Below are 23,205 nucleotides of genomic sequence, written 5' to 3' on the forward strand. Positions count from 1 at the left end.
GTCATCCGCTGGTGGTGACGCCATCGGCGTACAGGCGCACGAGGCTGACGAAACCGGTGTCCTCGTCTTTCTTGACCCCGATGTCCAGCCGGCCCGTGATCTGGAGTCCCCTGGTCGTCGGCTCCAGTTCTCGCCCTCTGGGCATGATGACCAGCACGATATCGGCGGGCCAGTCGGCGGCGGTGGTGCAAAACGGGCAGGTGCTCATGGGCTGTTTGGTCAGCACGAAAAAATCGAGCCTGGGCTTGAGGGGCGGCGCCATATAGCCGCTCATCTGCACCTTCTGGCCCTGGAGGCCCTTGAGTTTGTCGCTGTATTCCGCGCCGCGTACGGTCACGCGGCCATACAGTTCACTGAATTTCAGCAGCGGGACACCCGAGCGCGCCCCAGCGCCGGGGGCCCACAGCAGCACAGGCACGGCCCCCAGCAGGCGGACAAAAGTACGGCGGTTCAAAAGGTCACCTCGAAGCAGAAAGAACGGACGTTGCCCCTCAATTCAGCACGGCTGAATCAGGGGCACGTCAGATGCGTGTCGGGCGCGGCCAAGTGTAGGCTGCGCCACCTGGGTCAGCGGGTGCGGGTGGCGTCCAAGCCCAGGGCGCGGGCCATGGAAAAGAAGAGGTCTGTCTGGTCCATCATCCCAAAGAAGTTCTCGGAGCCGGGTCCGAAGGCGAAGAGAGGCAGGGGGTCGGCCGTGTGAACGCCCTGGTTGGCGCTGGGTGGCAGGTTGCCGGTGCGGGTCACGGCGCCTTCCTGGCACAGTTTGGGGTTGGGCAGGAAACCAGCTGCTGCGCCGGTCTGGCCGTTGCTGACGGTGGGGTCGAGAAACACCCGGCGGCCCAGGTAGGTTTCACAGTAGTCGGGCACCGCCGCAAAGCCCACCGCGTAGGTCCGGCTGGTTTCGGGTAGGGGCAGTCCATTGGCATCGCGCTTGTCGCCGTAGGTGGGAAAGCCAGCTGCTTCGTAGACCCCAACGGCCTCGCGCTTGCCGGGTCCCTTGGCAGCGTCGTAGGTGCCGTAGACGCTGAGGGAATGGGCGTGGTCAGCCGTGACCAGCACCAGGGTATCGGGGTGGCTCTTGGCGTACGTCTTGGCCCACTCGACGGCCTTGTCCAGCTCCAGCACGTCCCAGATAGCGCGCTGCCAGTCCAGAGGATGCTCGTACTTATCCACCATGCCGGCCTCGACCATCAGGAAAAAGCCGTTGGGGTTCTTTTCCAGGGTCTCGACGGCTTTCTTCGTGCTGTCCCACAGGTACGGCATGTCTTTAAAGTCCCCCAGCGCCTCAGGCGTCTGGTACTGCGCGCGGTCCAGATAGCTGGGAATGTTGTCGATGTTAAAGAGGCCAAACAGCTTGTTGCCGCCAGCGGCGTTCAGCTCGGTGCGGCTACTGACAAAGGTGTAGCCCTGTTTCTGGCTGTCGGTAATCCAGTCAGTGGCGTCCTTGCGGCGGCTGCCGGGCGCCGTGCTGGGAATGAAGTCGCGGCTGCCGCCAATCAGCAGCACATCGGGCTGCACGTCGCCCTTGAAATACTGATCGGCGATGGCCTGGTAGTCCCCGCGCCGCCGGGTGTAAGAGGCGAAGGCGGCGGGCGTGGCGTCTACCCCGAAGGCGCTCGACACGATGCCAACGCTCTTGCCCATGCTGCGCTTGACCAGGGCGGTAATAGTTTCCACGCGCGGGTTGTCCAGCGAGTCAGCAGTGTTGTCGGGGTAAACGTTCAGGGCGTTGACCTGAATCTTCTGGCCGGTGGCAATGCTGCTGGCCGTGTTGGCGCTGTCGGCCATCGCGCTGTCATAGGAGCTGGTGGTGACGGTGGCCATGCCGCTCAGGCCACTCATCATGGCGAGCTGGCCCGTGGCGTTGCCATTGGCCGGGTTGTAGGGATGGGCGACCAGGCGCGCCGCGTTCACGGTGTTCCAGCCCAGGCCATCCCCGATGAACAGGATGACGTTCTTGGCACGGGGGGCCACAGCCGGCACCACGTACCAGCGGGCAGTTTTGGTGACCTCACCGTTGGCATCGGTGTAGCGGACCTTCAGTTCGTGCAGGCCGGTCGGCAGACTCTGGCTGCGCAGCGTCCATTCGGCGCTGGTGGGCTTGCTGGTGGTGCGCACCAGGCCCTCGACGGGGCGGCCATCCAGGGTGACCGCCGCGTCCTTAAGCTCCTGCACGTTCTCTGCCTCAATGCGCAGGTCAAAGCGCTGGCCGGGAACGAATTTGGCGCCGTCATATGGATAGATGCTGAGATTGGCGGCCGAAGCCACACTGCTGGCCAGAAGGGCAAGACCCAAAAGATATTTCATGACCTGTATTCGGACTCATCATTGTCATCCAGGTATCAGTCCAGATGACCTGAGCTCGAGGTCGGCTGATTCCTTTTCTCCCACCGTGAACGGTTTGCGTGTCACCGCGAGAGGCCAGCTGCTTCCTGGTCCTACGTCGACTCGGCCTTTTATGCTGTGCGTGGCATGTCCGCTTCTCCCCTGTCCCATCTGCTCAGCGAGACGTATCACGCCGCACTGGCCGCCACGGCGCCGGACTTGCTGTTAGGCCCATACCTCTCTGGCCGGACACCTGACTTCATCCTCGCGGTGGGCAAGGCGGCGGCGCCGATGATGCGGGCTGCGCAGGAGGCTTTTCCCGCCGTTCCGGGGCTGCTCGTGCTGCCAGATGGCGCGCCTTTGCCGGCGTTTCTGCCGCAGGTCGAGGTGCGCCGGGCCGCGCATCCCCTCCCAGACGCACGCAGTGTCGCGGCGGCGCGGCTGGCCCAGGTCCGGCTGGGGGCGCTGACTGCTGACCAGGAAGTGCTGGCCCTCTTCTCTGGGGGTGCCAGCGCCCTGCTGTGTGCGCCGCGAGGGGTGACCCTGGCCCAGAAGGCCGCAGTCTGCACCGAGTTGATGCGGGCCGGCGCCGATATTCAGGCCCTGAACACGGTGCGGCGGCACCTATCCGACGTGAAGGGCGGCCGATTGGCAGCTGGCACCCGCGCCCGCGTGCGCGCTCTGCTGCTCAGTGATGTCGTAGGTGATGATCCCGCGACCATTGCCAGCGGGCCGGCGGTCCCTGACCCCACGACATATGCGGACGCTCTGGCCGTGCTGGACCGGTTTGCAGTGCCTGCCCCGGAGGTCAGACCCTATCTGCGGGCGGGCGCGCAGGGTCTGCATGAAGAGACGCCAAGTGTTTTGCTCAATGCCCACAGCACGGTGATTGGTGGGAACGGGACCCTCCTGCGGGCCGCGCAGGCTGCTCTGGAGTCGAAAGGGATACGGGCCGTCATCCTGGGTGAGACCTTCACGGGTGAAGCGCGTGACCTGGCGGTCTGGCACGCTGCCGAAGTGCGCCGCGCCCAGGCCGAAGGAGTACCAGTGGCCCTCATTTCTGGTGGCGAGGCCACCGTGACCGTCCGGGGTGCTGGACGCGGTGGCCGCAACACCGAATTTGCGTTGGCGCTGGCTCTGGCGCTGGGCGACGATCATGGTGTATATGGCCTCTCAGCGGGCTCGGACGGGGTGGACGGCACCAGCGGTGGGGCGGGTGCCCTGCTGACCCCGGACACCCTACGCCGTGCCGCCACGCTGGGCCTGGACGCGCCGGGTGCCTTGGCAGCCAACGACTCGGGCAGTTTCTTTGCTGCGCTGGGCGACCTGCTGGTCCCCGGCCCGACTGGACAGAATCTCAACGACTTGCGCGTCTTGCTGGTGGAACCGGTCTAAAGTCGTCCCATTGCGGTGAGTGGGGGAATGAGTCAGAGGCCAGCAGGTTGAAGGGCCAGGCTCAGTCTGATCACCATCGGCCCATCATCCTGCCTTTCTTACATTGCCTTTAGACGGTGTTGCTGCCTCGGCCTCCGGGTTGATGAAGGCAATTGCCGCACGTTGGGCTCCCTGCTGTCCGTCTATCTGTTTCGTGTCAGAGCCTCACTTCTAGGAGACCCCTATGTCCTCTCTGCGCCCTTTCGTTCTGTCTCTCGCCGTGCTGACCAGTGGCCTCATGTCGGCACAGACTTCTTCCGCCCTTCGCACTACCTCAGCACCGTCGCTCGCCACTCAACCAAGCACTCCAAGTGGCGACTGGACGGGCAAGCTGGACTGGATTGATATAGCGGCCACGTTCAAAGTGACGGGGGGGCAAGTGTCAGGAACATTCGTGATTGGTGGGCAAACTTATCCTGTGCAGGGCCGCTGGGACGCGGTTAAGGGCAGCCTCCTGTTTAGTGTTCAGCGAGCAGCGGGCAAAGCCAATGTGGTCCTGACGCTCAAGAATGGACAGCTGGTGGGCACATCGGTGCTGGGTGGGCAGTCTGACCCTATGAAGTTGCAGCGGGTTTCCGCTGTTGTCAGCGCTCGGCCTACCCCTTACGTCATGACAGGTGTCGTGAAGAACAGTGCGGGGCAGCCACTGGCCGGGGTCAAGGTCTTCGCCGACAACACGCTGTACCACAATATGAATGCGCTGGCCACCACCGACGCGCAGGGCCGCTACCGTCTTGAGCTGCCGCGTGAAGTCGGCACCTGGCGAGCGGGGGCCTATGTTCAGCGCCCCTACGGCGGCGGAATCTGGGAAAGCCGCCTGTATGCCGACAACGCCGCCGCCTTTTCTGGAGATCAGGGGGCTATTCGCAATTTCACCTGGCGTCTGACGGGCGTATCGGAAGAAAGACCTCTGGGCGGCACCGTCTGGATTCATCCGGATTGGGCCGGTGTGGACTACGACACCAACGATGTAGAGCTGACACTGACACCAGTTGGACCGCTGCTGGACGGTAGTGTCGGTCAGGCAGTGACCTGGCGCTTGGGAGACGATTACACGCGCGAGGACATCCCGGTGGGGACGTATACCCTGACGGCCCGGCAGATCAGCTCCACCGGGCAGAAACGGCCTATGCTTGTGAAATCGACCTACGACAGCAACAAAGGGCACTACGCGCCTTCAGTGACCGCTACTTTTCAGAACTCTGCTAAATACGGCATCCTGATGGAACTCGACATTGTGCTCAAATGAGCCAATGAGGTGAAGTGAAGCTGGGATGTACCTTCCGCTTGCCTGTCTTGGCCAGACAGGATAAGGAAAGTAGATGCTTGTGGGGGGTGATGTTCAGAGCGGTGCGTTCAGAAGCCAAACTGCTTCAGGGCGTGTCATAGCCGATATTTCCTGGGATTCTGCGAAGAGTGTCAGCGTATTCATAGAGACACCCAGGTACGTTCAACGCGTTTCATACCCGAACCCATGACAGTCGAAGGGCAGACCAATTTTCGCATCGGTCTGCCCTTTCGTTGAACGTATTTGGTGAGGCGTGGCGGTAGCATAGCTGTCGCTATGAGGAAATTTAACTTAGGGACGACACCGTTCCACACGGTCTCTCGGCATCATTTTTGAAGTTGCTCGTCACGTGACGAGCAACTTTTTTTCAGCTCTTAAAACGTGCTGCAAGTGCTGTCGTGGCGCGGGACAGCAGCGTGACATCGGTGCCCACAGCCACGAACGAATAGCCCCATTCCAGGTAGGTGCGGGCCACCGCCTCATCAGTGGACAGAATGCCGGCCGCCTTGCCCGCAGCGCGAATCCGGCGCGCCGCATCACGAATGGCCTCCTGAACATCCGGGTGGCCCGGCTGGCCCAGCACCCCCATGCTGGCGGCCAGGTCGGCGGGGCCGATAAAGACCCCGTCCACCCCGTCCACCGCCGCGATCTCGTCCAGAGCGGCCAATCCCGCGACCGATTCCACCTGTAGCAGCAGGCACACCTGCTCGTCTGCCGCCTGCAAATACGCTGCGTCACGGCCAAAGCCGCTGGCCCGCGCCAGTGCGGCACCTACCCCCCGCACACCCCGTGGGGCATAGCGGGTGGCGGCCACCAAATCACGCGCCTGCTCGGCGGTCTCCACCATCGGAATCAGCAGGGTATGCGCGCCGATGTCCAGCAACTGCTTAATCAGCACAGCGCTGCCGACGGGCGGGCGCACCAGCGTCTGAACAGGGTAGGGGGCTATGGCCTGTAGCGCGGCCAGAGTGGACCGCACGTCATTGGGCGCGTGTTCGCCGTCCACAAGCAGCCAGTCGAACCCTGCGCCCGCGCATAATTCGGCGCTGTAGGGATCAGCCAGCGCCAGCCACAGGCCGATCAGGGGCTCACCGCGTTTCAGGGCCGCTTTGAAGAGATTCTCAGCCACAGGCCACTCCGCGCGCCTCACCCGCAAAGCGGCAGGAGAAGGTGCCCAGCGGCCCGTAGTCGAAGGTAAAGACGTCCCCTCTGGCAATGTCGACCGGACGGGTAAAGGAACCGGCCAGCACCAGTTCTCCGGCTTTCAGGCCCTCGCCGTGGGGGGCCAGGCGGCTGGCCAGCCAGGCGATGCCGGCCGCCGGATGACCCAGCACGCCCGCAGCCACCCCCGTTTCTTCAATCACCCCGTTGCGGATACACAGCGCCGCCGCCCAGCGCAGGTCCAGGTCGTCTGGTTTTACGGCGCGGCCCCCCACAATCACCCCCGCGTTGGCGGCGTTGTCGCTGATGGTGTCGGTCACCCGGCGCGGCTTACCGGTGGCCCGGCTGATCCGCTCAATGCGGGCGTCAATAATCTCGGCGGCAGGGGTTACGTACTCGGTGGCCCGCAGGACATCAAACACGGTGACTTGCGGGCCTTGCAGGTCGGCTTTCAGGAGGAAAGCCAGTTCGACCTCCACCTTCGGGGCCACAAACCGCGACAGGGGAATGTCGCCATTGGGTTCAAAAAACATGTCGTCCAGCAGCGCGCCGTAATCCGGCTCGGTAATTTGCGAGGCCATCTGCATGGCGCGCGAGGTCAGGCCAATCTTGTGGCCGGTCACGCGCCGCCCACCCACCACCTTCTGCGCGACCCAGGCCCGCTGTACGGCGTAGGCGTCGGCAATGGTCATGCCAGGAAAACGCTCACTGAAAGGCGAGAGGGGCGCGCCGCTGGCTTCCGCCTCTTCAAGCTGGGCGGCGAGGGTTGTCAACTGGTCGTCGGGAATACTACGGTGATCCTGGGTCATGAAGGTCCTTGTGGTGAGAAGGGAAGAGGGGCCGGGGAACTGTCCTGCCAAGTGTCCTGCCCCCTTTCTAAACTGGTGGTATGCCTTCTGAACTGCGCCGAATCCGTCCTGGGTCGCCCGCCCGTCTCCTGCTGGCCGTGGTCAGTGCTGCCCTGCTGGGTGGAGCAGTGGGCTTTGGGCAGGCCCAGAGTGCCCCGGCGCCCACCCCGCGCGCCCAGAGTGTCAAGGCGACCACCACGCCAGGGACGGGGGCCACCTTTAGCGTGCAGGCGGTGCCGCTGCCTGCCGGGTTTCAGCACGCTTTTGCCCTGGCTCTGAACAACAAAGGGCAGGTGCTGTTCGTGGCGCACAAGGGGGCCGAGGCCCGCGCCAATGACAGCGACGTACTGCACCTGTGGACAGGCGGAACGCCAAAAGCGCTGACACTGCCCAGAGGCTTCAAAACGGGCGAACTGGCTTCTTCGGTGGGCCGCTCCTGCCTGGCCGACGATGGGCGCATCGTCATGAATACCTTTTCGGAGCAGGCGGCGCTGCTCTACAGCGGCGGCCGCTTTACGCCCATCACCTTTCCCAACACTGACATTTTCATTCAGAATTGCGCGCCAGACCTGAGCGCCGTGGCCAGCGACCTGAACACGGGCCAGAGTTACCTGTGGCAGCCGGCAACGGGCGAGGTGCTGGAAGGCAACTTTGAAGGTGTGAACGACATCAACCGTGCCGGGCAATTTGTGGCTGACACGCATCTTCAGCGATCTGAAGGCACCTACAGTGTCAATCAGCAGCAGTGGCAGCCCAAATTCATCAATGACGCGGGCCTGATTCTGGGCGAAGACGTGGCCGGCGATGGCGCCAGCCTGTACCTCTGGCCCAAAGCCGATAAGCAGCCCAGCCAGGTGGCGCGCCCGGCCGGCACCGACGCGGTGTTTCCGCAGGACCTGAACGAAAAGGGGCAGGCGCTCGTGGGCTACCTGAACGACCAGTTCATCTACACCCACGTCACCCGCACCTACCGGCCCATTCGCGTGGACGGCTGGACCCTTCAGGTGGTGCTGGCCCTGAACGAGCAGGGCTGGGTGTTGGCCCAGGCCACCCAGACAGGCCAGAAGGCGGTCAGGACCGTCCTCCTGAAGCCGAAATAACAGGCAGCGGGCGAGACGGACACCAGAGGCAAGCTTGCCCCTGGTGTCCGTCTCGCCGCGCCCAGTCCACATCCTCAGATAACGTGAACCGGGATTCCTGTCAGGTCGCCGTCTTTGGCTGTCACCACGCCGCCGTCAAAGGCTTCCAGGTCAGACGCTTCCTCGAACCAGCTGCGGGGGGTCTTGGCGCCCCACAGGGTCTGGCGGCGGGGATCGTCGCGTAGCCAGCGGATAGGTTCAAAGTCTGGGTCCACGGTGATGTAGTCACTCGTGTACAGCTCAATGCGGTGGCCGTCCGGGTCGCGGATGTACAGGAAAAAGGCGTTGGAGACGCCGTGCCGGCCGGGCCCCCGTTCAATGCGCTCGGGCTGACGCGCCCCGGCCAGAATGTCGCAGGTGCGGATGATGGCCGTGATGTCGGGCATCCAGTAGGCCCAGTGGTGTAGCCTCGGCCCGGCGCCGTTGGTCAGGGCCAGGTCGTGCACTCCGCCCCGGCGCTGAATCCAGGCGGCCCAGTAACGTTCCTGCTCGTCCACGGTGTATTCGGAGAGACGGAAGCCCAGGGTGTCGATGTACCAGCGCATGGTGCGCTCGACATCGGGCACCATCACGTTCACGTGGTCCACGCGTTGCAGGCCCGGCCCCCGGTGCAGGTGGTAGTCCTGTAGCCGCCACGGGTGCTTGGTGCTCTGGTGGTAGAAGGCCACTGGGATGCCAAAGGGGTCTTGCATCCGCAGCAGGCGCGGGCGGTCCAATTCCTCTTCCCAGCGCCACTGCAGGCCTTCTCGCTCGGCCAGGGCCACCAGGGCGTCCAGGTCGGCCTTGCCGCCCACGCGGTAGGCCAGGTGCCGGACGCGGGCGTGATCTTCCTGGACCAGCTTCAGCGTCCACTCGCGGTCCTCTACCCCCCGCAGGTAGAGGGCGCCGGCTTCCTCGTGCAGTACGTGCATGCCGAGCAGGTCCACGTAGAATTCGCGGCTGGCCTCCAGGTTTTTCACGGTCAGGACGGCGTGGGCAATCCGGATCACGTTCGGACGGATAGGGGAGAGATCAGTCATCAGCGGCCACCCCCTCGGGCTGAGCGGCCTGATTCAGAAACGCCTGAATCCGCTCGACATAGGGCTGCTTGTTGTACACCTCGTACAGGGCCGAGTGCATCCGCACGGGGTCACCGAAGAAGAACTTCTCGTAGAGGCTCTGGCGTCCGCCGAAAGAACTCATGGACATGTCCCAGGCGAGGCGGAAGAGCTTCAGGCGCTCGTCGGCGCTGGCGGCCCCGGCTTGCAGGTACTTCTGAATTTGCGGGCCCAGTGGCCCCTCGCGGTCGGCCTTGCTCGGCATCATGATGATGCCGCTGGCGCCCAGCAGTTGCAGCAGTTCGGGTAGGCGGGCATACACGGCCGGGTAGTAGTTGCGCGCGGCGTCCAGTGGACCGCGGGCCGGGGTCATCACGCCGTTGGCGTTGGGCTGGGCACCCGCCACAGCGGCGACCTCCAGGGCTTTCATAATTTCCAGTATCACGATGATTTCTGCGACCTTGCTCTGCACGTGCTGAAATTGCCCGGAGCCAATCGCGTTCACGATGGCCTGCGCAGTGCCCAGGAAGGCTTCCGTCTTGGCCACTTTCAGGTTCACGACCTGATAGGCCATGTGCAGCACGGCGTCGGTACCGGCGTAGGCCTTGTTGGCCAGTTCCACGTCGTACAGCAGGAACACGCGCTCCCAGGGCACCAGCACATCGTCGAAAATCACAAAGGCGTCCTGCTCGTCAAAGCGGCTGCCCAGCGGGTGGTCTTCGGGGTCACGGCCGATATCAAACGGCTCGCGGCACTGGAACGACAGGCCCGGCGCGTTGCAGGGCAGCGCGAAGCCCATCGCGTAGCGGCTCTTGTCGGCGTTTTCCTTCAGCACGGTGGAGGGAAACACCAGAATCTCGTCGGCAATCGGCAGGGTGGCCATCATGCGGGCGCCGCGCACGATGACGCCTTCCTCGGTTTCTTCCACCACGCCCAGCGCGATGTAGGGGTCGGGCATCTCGCTGGCCTGCTTGGCGCGGTTGACCTGCGGGTTGGTCAGCGCGTGCGTCAGGCACAGGTCGTTGTCACGCACAAATTCGAAGTAGCGGCGCATGTTGGCGGCAAAGTCCCGCTTCTCATCGCCCGCCACGCTGGCGCTGCACGCACTGAAATACTCAGCGCTGGTGCCGGCGGCCATGACGTTGGCATTCATGTAGTCTGGTGCGCGGCCCAGGAAGCCCAGGGCGTAGTTGGCACGGACGCGGTGCGCCTCGCCAATCCTGGCCAGGTCCTCTTTGGTGCGCGGCACCATAAAGGAGGTCGCGTAGCGCTGCCCGCTCTCCTCAAAGGTGAGCAGGTCGCGCCACTGCGGCTGGTGCTGCAGGTCGTACAGGCCAGCCAGGCTGTGGGCCATGTTGCGGGTGGCGGGGTGGGTGGTGGGGTCGGTGACCCGCGCCCCGTCAATGTAAAGGGTCGGCGGGTTGTGCCGCAGACGGTCCAGAAACTGCTGGCCAGTGATGGCGCCCATACGTGTTAGCCTTCCTTTCCGGCCAGGCCGGTGTAGTGTGAGTCCACGAAAATGCCGCCCTGGCGCTGCTCGGTGATGTCGCTGGGGTCGCCGTGAAGGTGCTCGACTTCTGCCACGTAGGCTTCGGCGTCGTCCTGCGGTGCGTAGCCCAGCACGTCCCAGCCTTCAGGGGTCATCCAGCGCCGCGCATTGCCGCTGATGCCTGCCACCACCAGGAAGCCTGCGTCCGGCGCGGTCACGGCGCGGGCAAACAGCTGCGCGGCGTCACGCGGCGAGAGCCAGGTGGACAGGTGCCGGGCATCTTTCGGCTGCGCCTGAAACGAGCAGATGCGTACACTCACAAATTCCAGGTTGTAGCGGTCGAAATACATGCGGCCCAGCGCTTCACCAAACACCTTGCTGACGCCATAGAAGGTGTCGGGCCGCACGGGCACCTCTGGCCCAATCGGCTCGCGGGGGTAAAAGCCCACCGTATGAATGCTGGAGGCAAAGGCGACCCGCCGCACGCCGGCCTGCCGCGCCGCTTCCAGCACGTGATAGGTGCCGTCCACGTTCACGTCACGGATACGCTCGTAAGAGTGTTCGTTGGCAATACCGCCCAGATGAATCACGGCGTCCACACCCTGCATGGCCTTCAGCACCGCGTCAAAGTCGGTCAGGTCGGCAGGGGCCAGCTCCTCGCCTGCCCCGGCTTCGCCGAGGTCGCGGTGATCCGAGAGGCGCAGGGTGTAGTCTCCCGCCGGCAGGAAATCGCGCAGCTGCTCACGCAGGGCCGTGCCGACCTCTCCCGCCGCGCCGGTGATCAGGATGGTGGTCAAGCGTCCGCCTCCTCTTTGGTGATGGTCGGCGCCTTGCCGACGCCCAGCCGCGCCGTCTTGTGCGTGCCCAGCGAGACGGCAATATTCTTCGTTTCCATGTAGAACTCGAAGGAATAGTCGCCGCCGTCCCGGCCGATGCCGCTGTTCTTGACGCCGCCGAACGGCGTGGGCAGGTGACGCACGTTTTCACTGTTCACCCACACCATGCCCGTCTGCAGGCCCTGAGCAAAGCGGTGGGCGCGGGTCAGGTCATTGGTCCACAGGTAACCGGCCAGGCCGTAACGTACGTCGTTCGCCAGCGCCAGGGCTCCGGCCTCGTCGCTAAAAGGAATGGCGGTCAGGACCGGCCCAAAAATCTCTTCCTGGGCAATTTTCATCTCGTTGCGCGCGCCCGTAAAGAGGGTGGGGGAGACGTAGTTTCCGGCTTCGCCCAGGCGCTTTCCGCCCGCCGCAATAGTGGCGCCTTCCTGCTGAGCCGTGTCAAAGTACGACAGCACCTTGTCAAAGTGACGCGGGTGAACCAGCGGGCCTATCTCGGTTTCGGGGTCCAGGGGGTCGCCCACGCGAATGTTGCGCGCCCGCTCGGCAATGCGGGCGGTGAACTCGTCGTAAATCCCCTCCTGAATCAAGACGCGGCTGGAGCTTGTGCAGCGCTCACCATTCAGGCTGTAGATCATGAACACCACAGCGTCCAGGGCCTTGTCGAGGTCGGCGTCATCGAAGACCACAACCGGATTCTTGCCGCCCAGCTCAAAATGCACGCGCTTCAGGGTGTCTGCGCCCTGCCGCATGATGTGGCTGCCGGTGGTCGTTTCCCCCACAAAGGCAATCGCCTGAATCAGCGGGTGTTCGGTCAGGGCCTTGCCTGCCCCCTCCCCGAAGCCGTGGACGAGGTTATGCACGCCGCTGGGCAGCCCCGCCTCGTCCATGATTTCGGCCAGCAGGGTCGCCGTCACCGGACTCCACTCGGCTGGCTTGTGGACCACGGTGCAGCCGGCGGCCAGCGCTGGGGCGATTTTCCAGGTGGACAGCATGAACGGGGTGTTCCACGGGGTAATTACGCCTACTGGGCCAATCGGCTGGCGCAGGGTGTAGTTGATAAAGCCGGGTGCGGGCAGGCTCTGGCCGTCCTGTGCCGACGGGGCGCGGTCGGCGTAGAAGCGGAAGTTCTCGGCGCCGCGCGTGGCCGCCGACTTCATGAAGCGGATGGCCTGCCCGGTGTCCATGCTTTCCAGCACGGCAATTTCCTGGGCACGCTGCTCGATCAGGTCTGCAATGCGGTGCAGGATTTTGCGGCGCTCGGCCCCACTCACTTCCTTCCAGGTCTGAAAGGCGTCGTGGGCGGCGCGGGCGGCGCGGTCAATGTCGGCGGCGTCTCCCTCAGCCACCGTGACCAGGCGCGTGTTGTCGGTCGGCGAGTGAGCGTCGAAGGTGCGCCCGCTCTGGGCCTCCACCCACTGCCCACCGATAAAGTGCCGCAGCCCGCCCGAGAGGCGCGAGTCCCGCAGCTGCCGGGCCAGGTCGTGGTTGGGATGGGTGGCTTCGGAAAGGGTCATCTGGACTCCTTAGAGGCTCTGCGCTGAAATCGTTTGAACAAACGGGTTCAGCCAAGCAGAGCGAGAGGGAGAAAATGGGTTCAGGGCGCGGAGTTGACCTGTCGGTTCTGTGCCGTTTGAGGGCACGAAACAGGCGGCACTCATCTCAGGGCTGGGGAAGGCTGAGGGAATAGGCGTGGAATAGCTCGGTCTGCACGACTTTGTCACCCTGGCGCACCGTCAGGCGCATTAGGGGCCGGGGGGAGAAGTCGCCGCGCGCCACGGTGTAGGTGTACCCGCCGGCCGTGAACTCGTAGCCCCAGCCGGTTTCGGTGCCAAAATCCACCGGGCGGCCCCCCGTGACGTAGACGCCCGGTGTGCCGTCGAAATTGCGGGTGGCGTAGGTCACGCGGTCGCCCTGCTGCCAGATGATGACGGCGCGGCGGTCGGTGGCGCCCAGAAACGCCGCCTGCGGCACGTAGCGGCAGCGGTGGGTCACGTCCCCCAGCTTGAATTCATTGACATGGGTCATGCGGTAAGCAGGGTCGCGCACGTTCTCGACGTTGCTGGTGTGGAGGAAGCCCTCAACGGTCGCCCCACCACTTTTCCAGGACAGAGGGGTGTAGACCTGCCCAGCGCCGGGGTCAGGGTCGCCCACCGTCACCGGGAAGGCGCGCACAGGGCCCAGGCCTTTGGCCTGCTTGTCACGCATGGTCAGGGTGGCTTGCCCGCTCTGGGGGGTGGTGAGCGTGATCACCGCGTTCGGGGCGTCACACCACGCCAGCAGCGGCTGGGCCGCCTGACCCTCGAGTTGCAGGGTGGACTTCATGTCGTAACCGGCCGCCGAGGCCAGGGCAGAGACGCTCAGGAGGGCAGTGCAGAAAACAGTCTTCATGCCCTGAGGCTGCGCCCCCCACATGAGGAGGCGTGCAGTAGGCGCTGACGCCCCGCACATGTTCAGCGCCCGTCCCACTCGCCTTCCTTGCTCTCCTGACCCGTGATGGGGTCGGCGCCCTCATCCTCTTCCTGAATGTCGTTTTGCAGGACGCCCAGACCCTCGACTTCCAGCGTCATCACATCGCCGGGGCGCACATGCGAAATGCCCTTGGGCGTGCCTGTCAGAATCACATCGTCTTTTTGCAGGGTCATAAAGCGGCTGATGTGCTCAATCAGTTCGGGAATCGAGAAAATCATGTCGCTGGTGCTGCCTTCCTGCCGCAGCTCGCCGTTCACGTGGGCGGTCAGGCGCAGGTTGTGGGGGTCGGCAATTTCATCGGCGGTGACGTAATACGGCCCCAGCGGCCCGAAGGTGTCCCAGCCCTTGCCGCGCATAGGCGGCCGGAAGGTGTTGGTCACGTAGTCACGCACCACGAGGTCGTTGCCGATGGTATAGCCGCCCACGTAGTCCATCGCGTCTTTGGCCTTCACGCGGCGGGCGTCGCGGCCGATAATCACGCCCAATTCCACCTCGTAGTGCATGAACTGGGCGCCACGCGGGTAGATCACAGTGCCGCCGTGGGGTAGCAGGGTGGTGTTGGGCTTCCAGAATAGAGCGGGTTCCTTGGGCTGGGTCAGCCCCAGTTCTCCGGCGTGGTCGTTGTAGTTCAGGGCCAGGGCAATGACCTTGGGTGGGTCCACGGGCAGGCGAAACTGCACCTGTGCAGGGTTGTGAGCCACGCCGGCGGCGTCAATGAGCTGGCCTTCGTGCAAGTGGCCGTTCAGGGCGCGGCCTCCGGCGATAAAACGGGCGTATTTCACGGGAAACTCCTGTGGGGAAAAGCGAGAGGATTCTTCCGTCAGCATAGGCGCGGCTTGAAGGGCCGCAGGTGTCGGCTTCCACAGCGGCCCGGCGCCGGGGTGTAGATTGGCACAATGGCCCAGCGGCGAGACGACCCCGCCTCAGCCCTAGCAGGGTTGCTGGCGCATCCGGCCCTGGGTGCGGCCCTGACGGCGTTACAGGCGGCGGCAGCCTCTGCGCGTCCAGAGACGGCGTTGGTAGATCAGGCCGTCCACTGGACCGGGGGCTACGCCGAGATTCGTGCCAGCTGGGGTGATGTGGTGGCCAGCACTGGACGGGCGGCTGGTCCTCTAATCACGCAGCGCCTCGAACACGCTGGGCGTCATGTGGGCACGCTGGTGACTGGCTTTCCGACCGACTGGGTGGGCCTACAGACGGTGCTGGCGGGCTACGCCCTGCTGGCCCGCTTGCAGGCCGCCGCCGCGGGGGCGGCGCGCCGCCGGGTGGGCGAGCGGGCGCTGGACGCCCTGCTGGCTGGCCAGGACGCCCGCCTCCCCGGGGATGGTCCCTTTGCCCTGGCTGCCGCTGTCTTTGCCGGGCCAGAGGCAGCGGCCCTGAGCGCCCAGGAACGAGAACAGGCACTGGATGTGCTGGCGGGGGCCGGCGAGGGGTACTTTCAGGAGCGGCGTTTGCTGGGGCACTCGACCGTGCGCGGTGACCTGGCCGTGTGGCTGTGGCGCAGCCTGGACCTGAACCGCGAGACCCAGGAATTGCGCCTGGCCCTGGTGGCCTCTGCCGGCCGGAGTGTGCGTCTGGGGGTGAGTGCCCGCAGAGCCGAGGACGCGCGCAGTGCCGCTGTGGGCCGCGCGTTCAGGCAGGCGCGGCAAGCCCTGCGCTCGGTGGCGGCTGGAGGGGGCGCCGCCCTGTTTCAGCAGATGGACCCCCTCTCGCACCTGTTAGACAGCGGCGCCCTAAGCACGGTGCGCGAGCAGGTGCAGCTTCAGCTGTCGGCCCTGGGTGACGGCGGCCGGGTTGAGGGCACCCTCCGGCGTTATTTGGCCTGCGGCGGCACCCTGACCACCCTGGCCCAGGAAACGGGCTTACACGTAAACACCGTCCGGGCTCGACTCAAGCGTGCCGAGGAAGCCCTGGGGGCACCGCTGCATGACCCGGCCCTGCTGGCCCGCTTATACCTGGCTTTTGCCAGCACGGAAACGTCAGAGGATGGGCTGAGGTTGAGGTCGGAATAGAGTGCTGTACGCATAAAATCGGGTCCGCGTTGAATTGCTCGTCACGTGACGAGCAACCCAGGAGCCGTGACAATGCACCGGGCTTCGCGGCAGGTCGGGTCACAAAGCTGGTTCCGGTGCCTAACCTGATCTTGGGGTCACAGCGACTTCACCGATCAGCCCAGCCTGAACCTTTGCGTCAATGGTGTGAGTTCGTCCTACAGCCTATGGTGAAAGTTCAGCGCAGCAAGAGAGGAAAGGGACGGATGTTGCGATCTGGAGGCGCAGCCAGTGAGTGCCCGGCTGCGCTCTACTAAAGCGGAATCGGAGCACCCGTGGAGGGCCAGAAAAGAACCGCAAAGCGCTCTGGCCGCCTATTTCCTTCCCTAGAGCCTGCGCTATGAATGGTTGATGCTGAGACGAGGTGAAATCCCCCGCCAGGGGTAAGCCCCTTCCCCCTCACCCAAATGTCATCATGGCCCTCAGGCATGACCGCCCCGCTCTCCCCCTCTACGGCTTCTCTGGTCATGCTCCTGCTGACGTTGCGGCGTGCCCTAGGGCAGGCGGCCACCCCACAGGAGCGGCGGGGCGCCCTGAATGCCTTCTGTCAGGCGGCCGCTGACCTGGGCTATCAGGTTAGTGTGAGTGAAACGTCTTCCAGCGCTCAGGCCAGCGCCCCCATCCCTGATCTGCCGGGCAAGTGGCTGACGTTAAGTGACCCCACTGCCGTCACTAGTCCAGACACCATAGATGCACTGCTGCGCCTGACCCTCTGGCAGGCACCCGGTCCACAACTCTGGCTGGAACAGCTTCAGCTGTACGCCGATGTGGCGGGCCTTCTGGAATCCATCAGCGACCCGGCCGAGTTGCTGGCGCAGGCAGCAGACGCCCTGGTACAGCAATTTGCCGACTACTGCGTAATCTACCGCGCCGAGGACGGCGCGCCGCTGCCGCTTTCAGTCGCGCACCCCGACCCGGAGCAGGCCGCCCGGCTGCACGCCTATTTGCTGCGGCGTCCGCTGGTCAGCACAGCGCCTGGTTCGGTGCGCGCCGTGATTCAGGACCGCTCGGACCACCGCCTGACGGACCTGACTCCAGGGCAGTTGCGCCTGGCGGCCCGCGACGACGAAGAATACGAGTTTGTCCGCAGCCTCCACTTCCGCAGTGCCCTGCAGTTTGCGCTGGTCTACGGCGACGAGGTGTACGGCGCCCTCACCCTGGCACGCACAGAGCGCAACTTCACAGCGGCTGACCAGGCCCTGGGGCGCGAGGTGGCTGCCCGGCTGGCGGCGGCACTGACGCAGGCCGAGCTGCACGCGCGGCTGCGGCGCAGCGAGGCCGAGCACCGCCTGATCTTCGAGAGCCTGAACGACGGCGTGCTGCTGACGACCAGCAGCGGCGAGATCAGCACCCTGAATGCCCGCGCCGCGCAGCTGCTGGGGCTGCCTGAAGACGCGGTTGGGTTCAAGTTGACCGAGTTGCCTGGGACTCTGCAGGGCGCCCACGGGCAGCCCATCCATCCGGCCCTGGTGCTTCAGGTGCTTGGTCAGCAGACGCCGGAGGCCACGCCCCTGTCGGGTCTGGCCCGTCTGACCACGCCTGACGGTCAGGTGCGCTGGCTGCAGGTCAGGTTGCGTGGCCTACCCAGAGAGGGCGGCGCGGCACGGACACTGATGACCCTGACCGACGTAACTGGGACCTATCAGCTTCAGGCCCAGCTGGAGCACCTCTCGCTGCATGACGCGGCCACCGGGCTGCCCAACCGCGCTCATTTTCTGAAACTGGCTGACCAGTGGGCGCAGTCGCCGGGGCGCACCCTCTGCGCGCTGCGGGTGCTCGATATGGCGCCGGTCCTGGCGCTTCACGGCGAGCAAGGCCTGAGGCAGTATCTGTATGCCCTGGCCAGCCGCCTGCTCTCGGCCCTGCCGGAAGGCAGCGTGCTGGGCCGGGTCAGCGAGCATGTGCTGGCCTTCGTGACAGAGCGGGGTGCGGGCTTGACTGAGTTGCTGGGCCAGCTCACGCAGACGCTGCCAGCTGGCGAGGTGGCGCTGCGCCCACATCTGGCCGCTGGGCAGCGCCTCTGGAGTGACGACGCGCCCGCAGCCCTGGCCCTGGCCGACGCTGAGGCGGCCGCAGAGCAGGCGCAGCAGGTGGGTGGGCCGGCCGTCATTGTGGACCGGGGCCAGGCTGACCGCTACCAGGCCAGGGTGCGCCTGGGGCGGCGGCTGCGGGACGCTCTGGAGCGCCGCCAGCTGTCCGTGCATTACCAGCCGGTGCTGGACCTGAAGAGCGGCCTGCTGGTGGGCGCCGAGGCCCTGGCGCGCTGGACCGACGAGGAGCGCGGCCCGGTGTCGCCTGCCGAGTTCATCCCACTGGCTGAGGCGCTGGGCTTAATGCCGTCGTTGACGCGGCTGGTGCTGCTGCGTGCCAATCGCCTGGCCAGCTGGGCCAGCGCGCAGCTGGGGCGGCCGCTGCGGGTGGCCGTCAATATCAGTGCTGGTGAACTGCACGCCCCAGAGTTTGCCGTCCGCGCCGAGCGCTTTTTAGCGGCCTATCCCGTTGCCGCCTCCCAGCTGGAAATTGAGGTCACTGAGCAAACGCTGATTCAGGACCTCCCGCGCGTGGGGGCCATGCTGCGCGCCCTTCAGGCTGGCGGCCTAAGCGTGGCGCTGGACGACTTTGGCACCGGGTTTTCCTCGCTGGCCGTGTTGCAGCAGCTGCCGGTCAATAAGCTCAAGCTGGACCGCAGCTTTGTGCAGGGGCTGGAAGACGACCCCCGGCAGCGTGTGCTGACCCAGGCCGTGATTGACTTGGCCGGGCAGCTGGACATCACTGTGGTGGCTGAAGGAGTGGAAACCGCCGGGCAACTGCAGCTGCTGCGCACCATGCGCTGCGATCAGGTGCAGGGGTTTTACCTGAGCCGGCCGCTGAACACCCAGACGTTTCAGGCGCGGCTGCACACCTGGCCGCAGACCATGCAGGCGCTGCTGGACCAATCCTGAGAGCAGAGGCACCCTGGCGGCGTGCAGAGGAAGAGCAGGGCTGCGCAGCGAAACGGTTCGCTGTTCAGAGACTCTTCCTGGCGTGGCTGCTGAGCTTTGCCCAGTCTCAGAAAGACGAGAGATCGCACTCCTCTTCCCACCCCGGCTTGAGGGCCCCAGCCGCAGCCCGTATGGTGCCTTATGCACAACCAACAGGAGAGCCGCTCCGGCGGCCGCCGTGGACATCTTTAATCCGGCCATCTTTCCCGTGCTGGCGGCCGACGGCCTGACCAACGGCGCGGTGTACGCGCTGCTGGCGCTGGCGCTGGTCCTGGTTTTCGCGGTCACGCGGGTCATCTTCATTCCGCAGGGCGAGTTCGTGGTGTTCGGCACCCTGACGCTGGCCGCCCTGCAACTGGGGCAGGTGCCGGGCACCCTCTGGCTGCTGCTGGTGCTACTCGGACTGGCCGCCCTGCTGGAAGCGGCCGGCCAGCTGCGCCGCCGCGAGACCGGCCGCGCTGGCCTGACCCTGCTGGGCGCGGTGGTCCTGGGTGGCCTGGTGTGGGCGGTCACCGGCTGGGCTGCGCCCCTCAAATTGCCGCTGTGGGGGCAGGTGATGCTGAGTCTGGCGCTGGTGGTGCCACTGGGGCCGCTGCTGTACCGGGTGGTGTACCAGCCTCTGCAGAATGCCGCCGTGCTGGTGCTGCTGATCGCCTCGGTGGCGCTGCACCTACTGCTGACCGGCCTGGCGCTGCTGTTTTTTGGTCCCGAAGGGTCGCGCACCCCCGCCTTCATTGAGGGGCAGGCGGCGTTGGGGCAGGTCACGCTGTCACGTCAGAGTCTGCTGGTCATTCTGGTGTCGGCCGGCCTGATGCTGGGCCTGAGGGCCTTTTTCGGCACCATGCCGGGCAAGGCGCTGCGGGCCACAGCCGTCAACCGTCTGGGCGCGCGCCTGGTGGGCATCAGCCCGGCGGCGGCGGGCCGCCTGACCTTTACCCTGGCGGCCGCCATAGGTGCGCTGGGCGGCATGCTCATCGGCCCTTCGGTGGCCGTGACCTATGACAGCGGCTTCCTCATCGGGCTCAAGGGGTTTGTCGGTGCCATCATCGGCGGGCTGGTCAGCTACCCGCTGGCGGCGGCAGGCGCGGTGCTGGTGGGCCTCATTGAGAGCTTTGCCAGCTTCAGCCTATCGGCCTGGAAGGAAGTGATCGTGTTTACGCTCATTCTGCCGGTCCTGCTGTGGCGCTCGCTGACCACCCGTCATATTCCCGAGGACGAGGAATGACCGCCCGCACCGCTCTGCCTCTGCGAACCCTCCTGACGGCCCTGGCGGTGCTGGTGGCGCTCGCCCTGCCGCTGGTGCTGCCCGAATTTCAGGTCACGCTACTCGTCAATATCCTGATTGCGGGCACTTTGGTGACCGGGCTGGTGCTGCTGACGGGCGTGGTGGGCCTGACCAGTTTCGGGCACGCGGCCTTTATGGGCGTCGGCGCCTACACCACTGCTCTGCTGACCACCCAGGCTGGCTGGAGTCCCTGGCTCTCTCTGCCCGCCGCGCTGGTGGTGACGGCCCTGACGGCGCTGGTGCTGGGTCTGGTCACCCTGAGGATGCAGGGCCATTATCTGCCGCTGGCCACGATTGCCTGGGGCATCAGTCTGTATTTCGTCTTCGGGAATACACCGGCCCTGGGCGGCAACACTGGCCTGACTGACATTCCTGCCCTGAGCATGCTGGGGACCCGGCTGACCTCGCCGCGCGCCTTTGCCTACCTGGCGCTGCTGTGCCTGGGCCTGAGTGTGCTGGGCGCGCAGTTTTTGCTGTCCAGCCGCACCGGGCGCGCGCTGCGGGCGCTGCGCACCGGCCCGCTGGTGGCCGAGGCGTTCGGCGCCAGTCCCTTTGCCCTGCGGGTGCAGGTGTTCGTGCTGTCGGCGGGGCTGGCAGGGCTGGCCGGTTGGCTGTATGCCCACAACCAGCGTTTTCTGAACCCCACGCCGTTCGGGCTGCAAGCCGGCATCGAATACCTGTTTATGGCGGTGGTGGGCGGCGTGGGGCACGTCTGGGGCGGCGTGCTGGGCGCCGGCCTGATTACGTCCCTGCGCGAGTGGCTGCGCGGCACGCTACCGGCGCTGCTGGGGCAGCAGGGCAGCTTTGAAATCGTGGTGTTTGGGACCCTGGTGATTCTGACCCTGCAATTCGCGCGCCGGGGCCTGTGGCCGCTGGCGGAACGGCTGTTGCCCCCGGCCGCGCCGGCCCGCCTGCCGGCCCCCGTGCCGTTGCCCCGGCGCGCGGTGCCGACCCCCGGCGCCCCGCTGCTGGAGGTCCAGGCGGTCTCCAAGCACTTCGGTGGGCTGCGGGCCGTGCAGGAGGTGAGTTTTCAGCTGCGCGCCGGCGAGATTTTGGGCCTGATCGGCCCCAACGGCGCCGGCAAAAGCACCCTCTTTAACGTCATCACAGGGGTGAATCCGGCCAGCAGCGGGCGGGTCCAGTATGCCGGGCACGACATCACCCGGCTGGGTGCGGCGCAGGTTCACCGCCGGGGCCTGGGGCGCACCTTTCAGCACGTCAAACTGCTGCCCGAACTGAGTCTGCTGGACAATGCCATGATGGGCGGCTACGCGCGTGGGCGCGCCGGCCTCCTGCGCAGTCTGCTGCACCTGGAGCGCCACGAGGAGGCCGCCCTGCGCGCCGAAGCCCAGGCGCAGCTGGACCGGGTGGGGCTGGGGGCCCAGGCCCTGACTCTGGCCGGCAGCCTGCCGCTGGGCCAGCAGCGCATTCTGGAGGTGGCGCGCGCCCTGGTGGCCGACCCTACCTTGTTGCTGCTGGACGAGCCGGCAGCGGGGCTGCGCTACGGCGAGAAGGCGGACCTTGCCGCGCTGCTGCGCCGCCTGCGAGGTGAGGGCCTGACGGTGCTGATCGTGGAACACGACATGGAACTGGTGATGGGCCTCGTGGACCGCCTGGTGGTCATGGCCGGCGGCGAGAAACTGGCGGAGGGCACTCCAGAGGAGGTCAGGCGCGACCCCCAGGTGCGTGAAGCTTACCTGGGCGCCGACCCTGTGGCCCCCACCGGCGGCGCGGCGTGAGCGCTTCTGAGGTGCTGCTGGACGTGCGTGATCTGCGGGCGCGCTACGGCCGGGTTGAGGCGCTGTCGGGGGTCAGCCTGCAGGTGCGGCCAGGCCAGATCGTCAGCGTCATTGGGGCCAACGGGGCGGGCAAGACAACCCTGCTGAATTGCCTGATGGGCGTCCTGCCGGGCAGCGGTCAGGTCACTTACGCAGGCGCAGCCCTGAACGATATGCCGCTGGAGGCGCGGGTGGCGCGCGGCATCAGCCTGGTGCCCGAACGGCGGGACCTGTTTGCCAGCATGAGCGTGGCTGACAATCTGCAACTGGGCGCCTACACCCGGCGGCGCCAGACCTGGCGGCCCGATCTGGACCGGGTGTATACCCGTTTTCCCCGCCTGGCCGAGCGCCGCGCCCAGCTGGCCGGCACCCTGTCGGGCGGCGAACAGCAGATGCTGGCCATTGGCCGCGCCCTGATGGCCCGGCCCCGCCTCCTGCTGCTGGACGAGCCGAGCCTGGGGCTGGCCCCGCTGATTGTGCGCGACATCCTGACCATCGTGACCGAGCTGCGCGCCGAGGGCGTTACCATCCTGCTGGTCGAGCAAAACGCCCGCGCCAGCCTGGCCATCAGCGACCACGGGTACGTGCTGGAAACTGGCCAGGTGACCCTGAGCGGCCCCGCCGCCGACCTGGCCCAGAACCCCGCTCTGACGGCCAGTTACCTGGGTGGGGCGTGATTGGGCTGATGGTGGCGTGTCGGAGGAAGGCTGGAACAGGGTCAAGGAGACGGCGCTTGTCTTGAGGACCAGACCTCCTAGGATGCTGTTCCAGAGGGCGAGCCGGGAAATGAGGCCGTCACTCTGTAAATATTCTCGGAGGGCCAGGATCGGAATAACTCTGACACTGGCCTACAACGTAGGTTCACTGCGGCGGCCTGACAGCGAAACTCAGCGTGGTGGAGGATCATACCCCTTCAATAGCTGAGGCGACCACAGTGAGTGTCCGTCAGAGACAGCGGCGGAAGTAGAGCTGAAGGGCGTGATTGGCTCCTCAATGGAACTGGCAACCGCTGTCACATCGGTCGTCAGTGGCTTTGAGGTCGCTCCTCAAACTGAAACAAGTGAACTCGCGGAGCAGAGTG

At 65.6% G+C, this 23,205-nt stretch carries 18 protein-coding genes; 8 read left to right on the top strand and 10 right to left on the bottom strand.

The window, feature by feature from the left end:
- Position 1 precedes the first annotated feature (1 nt).
- Both K7W42_RS05275 and K7W42_RS05280 read right to left on the bottom strand, forming a co-directional pair.
- The gene (locus K7W42_RS05275; protein WP_157458473.1) at positions 2-454 is read right to left on the bottom strand and encodes a hypothetical protein; all 453 of its coding nucleotides are present in this window, start codon (positions 452-454) and stop codon (positions 2-4) included.
- A gap of 113 nt (positions 455-567) precedes the next feature.
- Positions 568-2,307, bottom strand: coding sequence for an alkaline phosphatase (locus K7W42_RS05280; RefSeq protein WP_224572902.1), 1,740 nt, complete (start codon positions 2,305-2,307; stop codon positions 568-570).
- Positions 2,308-2,472: 165 nt separating this feature from the next.
- On the opposite strand from K7W42_RS05280, the gene K7W42_RS05285 reads away from it, so the two are divergent.
- A complete protein-coding gene (locus K7W42_RS05285) occupies positions 2,473-3,720 on the top strand; it encodes a glycerate kinase type-2 family protein (RefSeq protein WP_224572903.1) in 1,248 nt (415 codons plus the stop codon).
- A gap of 418 nt (positions 3,721-4,138) precedes the next feature.
- A complete protein-coding gene (locus tag K7W42_RS05290) occupies positions 4,139-5,008 on the top strand; it encodes a hypothetical protein (RefSeq protein WP_224572904.1) in 870 nt (289 codons plus the stop codon).
- A gap of 406 nt (positions 5,009-5,414) precedes the next feature.
- Here K7W42_RS05290 and hpaI read toward each other — a convergent pair whose 3' ends face one another.
- Together hpaI and hpaH are read right to left on the bottom strand one after the other, a co-directional pair.
- A complete protein-coding gene (hpaI, locus tag K7W42_RS05295; protein WP_224572905.1) occupies positions 5,415-6,176 on the bottom strand; it encodes a 4-hydroxy-2-oxoheptanedioate aldolase in 762 nt (253 codons plus the stop codon).
- A complete protein-coding gene (hpaH, locus tag K7W42_RS05300) occupies positions 6,169-7,017 on the bottom strand; it encodes a 2-oxo-hept-4-ene-1,7-dioate hydratase (protein WP_224572906.1) in 849 nt (282 codons plus the stop codon). The genes hpaI and hpaH overlap by 8 nt, the downstream gene beginning before the upstream one ends.
- A gap of 80 nt (positions 7,018-7,097) precedes the next feature.
- Between hpaH and K7W42_RS05305 the strand changes: the two genes are divergently transcribed.
- Complete coding sequence (locus tag K7W42_RS05305) at positions 7,098-8,156, top strand: hypothetical protein (protein WP_224572907.1); 1,059 nt, start codon at positions 7,098-7,100, stop codon at positions 8,154-8,156.
- Between the two features lie 74 nt (positions 8,157-8,230).
- Here K7W42_RS05305 and hpaD read toward each other — a convergent pair whose 3' ends face one another.
- From hpaD to K7W42_RS05335, 6 genes are all read right to left on the bottom strand, one after another.
- The gene (gene hpaD / locus K7W42_RS05310; RefSeq protein ID WP_224572908.1) at positions 8,231-9,214 is read right to left on the bottom strand and encodes a 3,4-dihydroxyphenylacetate 2,3-dioxygenase; all 984 of its coding nucleotides are present in this window, start codon (positions 9,212-9,214) and stop codon (positions 8,231-8,233) included.
- Positions 9,207-10,700, bottom strand: a complete 1,494-nt coding sequence (gene hpaB / locus K7W42_RS05315; RefSeq protein WP_224572910.1) for a 4-hydroxyphenylacetate 3-monooxygenase, oxygenase component — start codon at positions 10,698-10,700, stop codon at positions 9,207-9,209. Before hpaB ends, hpaD begins: the two co-directional genes overlap by 8 nt.
- 5 nt (positions 10,701-10,705) lie before the next feature.
- Positions 10,706-11,518: an NAD-dependent epimerase/dehydratase family protein gene (locus K7W42_RS05320; RefSeq protein WP_224572911.1), complete on the bottom strand. Its 813-nt coding sequence runs from the start codon at positions 11,516-11,518 to the stop codon at positions 10,706-10,708.
- Positions 11,515-13,074 (bottom strand): 5-carboxymethyl-2-hydroxymuconate semialdehyde dehydrogenase, encoded by a 1,560-nt coding sequence (gene hpaE / locus K7W42_RS05325; RefSeq protein WP_224572913.1) that lies wholly within the window; start codon positions 13,072-13,074, stop codon positions 11,515-11,517. The genes K7W42_RS05320 and hpaE overlap by 4 nt, the downstream gene beginning before the upstream one ends.
- A gap of 145 nt (positions 13,075-13,219) precedes the next feature.
- Complete coding sequence (locus K7W42_RS05330; RefSeq protein ID WP_224572915.1) at positions 13,220-13,948, bottom strand: hypothetical protein; 729 nt, start codon at positions 13,946-13,948, stop codon at positions 13,220-13,222.
- A gap of 62 nt (positions 13,949-14,010) precedes the next feature.
- Entirely contained in the window at positions 14,011-14,811 is an 801-nt protein-coding gene (locus tag K7W42_RS05335; protein ID WP_224572916.1) for a fumarylacetoacetate hydrolase family protein, read from the bottom strand.
- Between the two features lie 114 nt (positions 14,812-14,925).
- Between K7W42_RS05335 and K7W42_RS05340 the strand changes: the two genes are divergently transcribed.
- The 5 genes from K7W42_RS05340 to K7W42_RS05360 all read left to right on the top strand — a co-directional run bounded on the left by K7W42_RS05340 (position 14,926) and on the right by K7W42_RS05360 (position 22,801).
- Positions 14,926-16,041: a helix-turn-helix domain-containing protein gene (locus tag K7W42_RS05340; protein ID WP_224572917.1), complete on the top strand. Its 1,116-nt coding sequence runs from the start codon at positions 14,926-14,928 to the stop codon at positions 16,039-16,041.
- A 467-nt stretch (positions 16,042-16,508) separates the two neighbouring features.
- Positions 16,509-19,022: a putative bifunctional diguanylate cyclase/phosphodiesterase gene (locus K7W42_RS05345; protein ID WP_224572918.1), complete on the top strand. Its 2,514-nt coding sequence runs from the start codon at positions 16,509-16,511 to the stop codon at positions 19,020-19,022.
- Positions 19,023-19,239: 217 nt separating this feature from the next.
- A complete protein-coding gene (locus K7W42_RS05350) occupies positions 19,240-20,286 on the top strand; it encodes a branched-chain amino acid ABC transporter permease (RefSeq protein WP_224572919.1) in 1,047 nt (348 codons plus the stop codon).
- On the top strand, positions 20,283-22,085 hold the full coding sequence (locus K7W42_RS05355; protein ID WP_224572920.1) for a branched-chain amino acid ABC transporter ATP-binding protein/permease: 1,803 nt from the start codon (positions 20,283-20,285) through the stop codon (positions 22,083-22,085). The genes K7W42_RS05350 and K7W42_RS05355 overlap by 4 nt, the downstream gene beginning before the upstream one ends.
- Complete coding sequence (locus tag K7W42_RS05360) at positions 22,082-22,801, top strand: ABC transporter ATP-binding protein (RefSeq protein ID WP_224572921.1); 720 nt, start codon at positions 22,082-22,084, stop codon at positions 22,799-22,801. Before K7W42_RS05355 ends, K7W42_RS05360 begins: the two co-directional genes overlap by 4 nt.
- Positions 22,802-23,205: the final 404 nt, after the last annotated feature.

Source organism: Deinococcus betulae (assembly GCF_020166395.1).
GTDB classification, from domain to species: domain Bacteria; phylum Deinococcota; class Deinococci; order Deinococcales; family Deinococcaceae; genus Deinococcus; species Deinococcus betulae.

Coding starts and splice junctions, on each gene's coding strand:
- K7W42_RS05280 (WP_224572902.1), bottom strand. CDS start 2,307: ATGAAATATCTTTTGGGTCTTGCCCTTCTGGCCAGCAGTGTGGCTTCG.
- K7W42_RS05285 (WP_224572903.1), top strand. CDS start 2,473: ATGTCCGCTTCTCCCCTGTCCCATCTGCTCAGCGAGACGTATCACGCC.
- hpaH (WP_224572906.1), bottom strand. CDS start 7,017: ATGACCCAGGATCACCGTAGTATTCCCGACGACCAGTTGACAACCCTC.
- K7W42_RS05305 (WP_224572907.1), top strand. CDS start 7,098: ATGCCTTCTGAACTGCGCCGAATCCGTCCTGGGTCGCCCGCCCGTCTC.
- hpaD (WP_224572908.1), bottom strand. CDS start 9,214: ATGACTGATCTCTCCCCTATCCGTCCGAACGTGATCCGGATTGCCCAC.
- hpaB (WP_224572910.1), bottom strand. CDS start 10,700: ATGGGCGCCATCACTGGCCAGCAGTTTCTGGACCGTCTGCGGCACAAC.
- hpaE (WP_224572913.1), bottom strand. CDS start 13,074: ATGACCCTTTCCGAAGCCACCCATCCCAACCACGACCTGGCCCGGCAG.
- K7W42_RS05330 (WP_224572915.1), bottom strand. CDS start 13,948: ATGAAGACTGTTTTCTGCACTGCCCTCCTGAGCGTCTCTGCCCTGGCC.
- K7W42_RS05340 (WP_224572917.1), top strand. CDS start 14,926: ATGGCCCAGCGGCGAGACGACCCCGCCTCAGCCCTAGCAGGGTTGCTG.
- K7W42_RS05345 (WP_224572918.1), top strand. CDS start 16,509: ATGACCGCCCCGCTCTCCCCCTCTACGGCTTCTCTGGTCATGCTCCTG.
- K7W42_RS05355 (WP_224572920.1), top strand. CDS start 20,283: ATGACCGCCCGCACCGCTCTGCCTCTGCGAACCCTCCTGACGGCCCTG.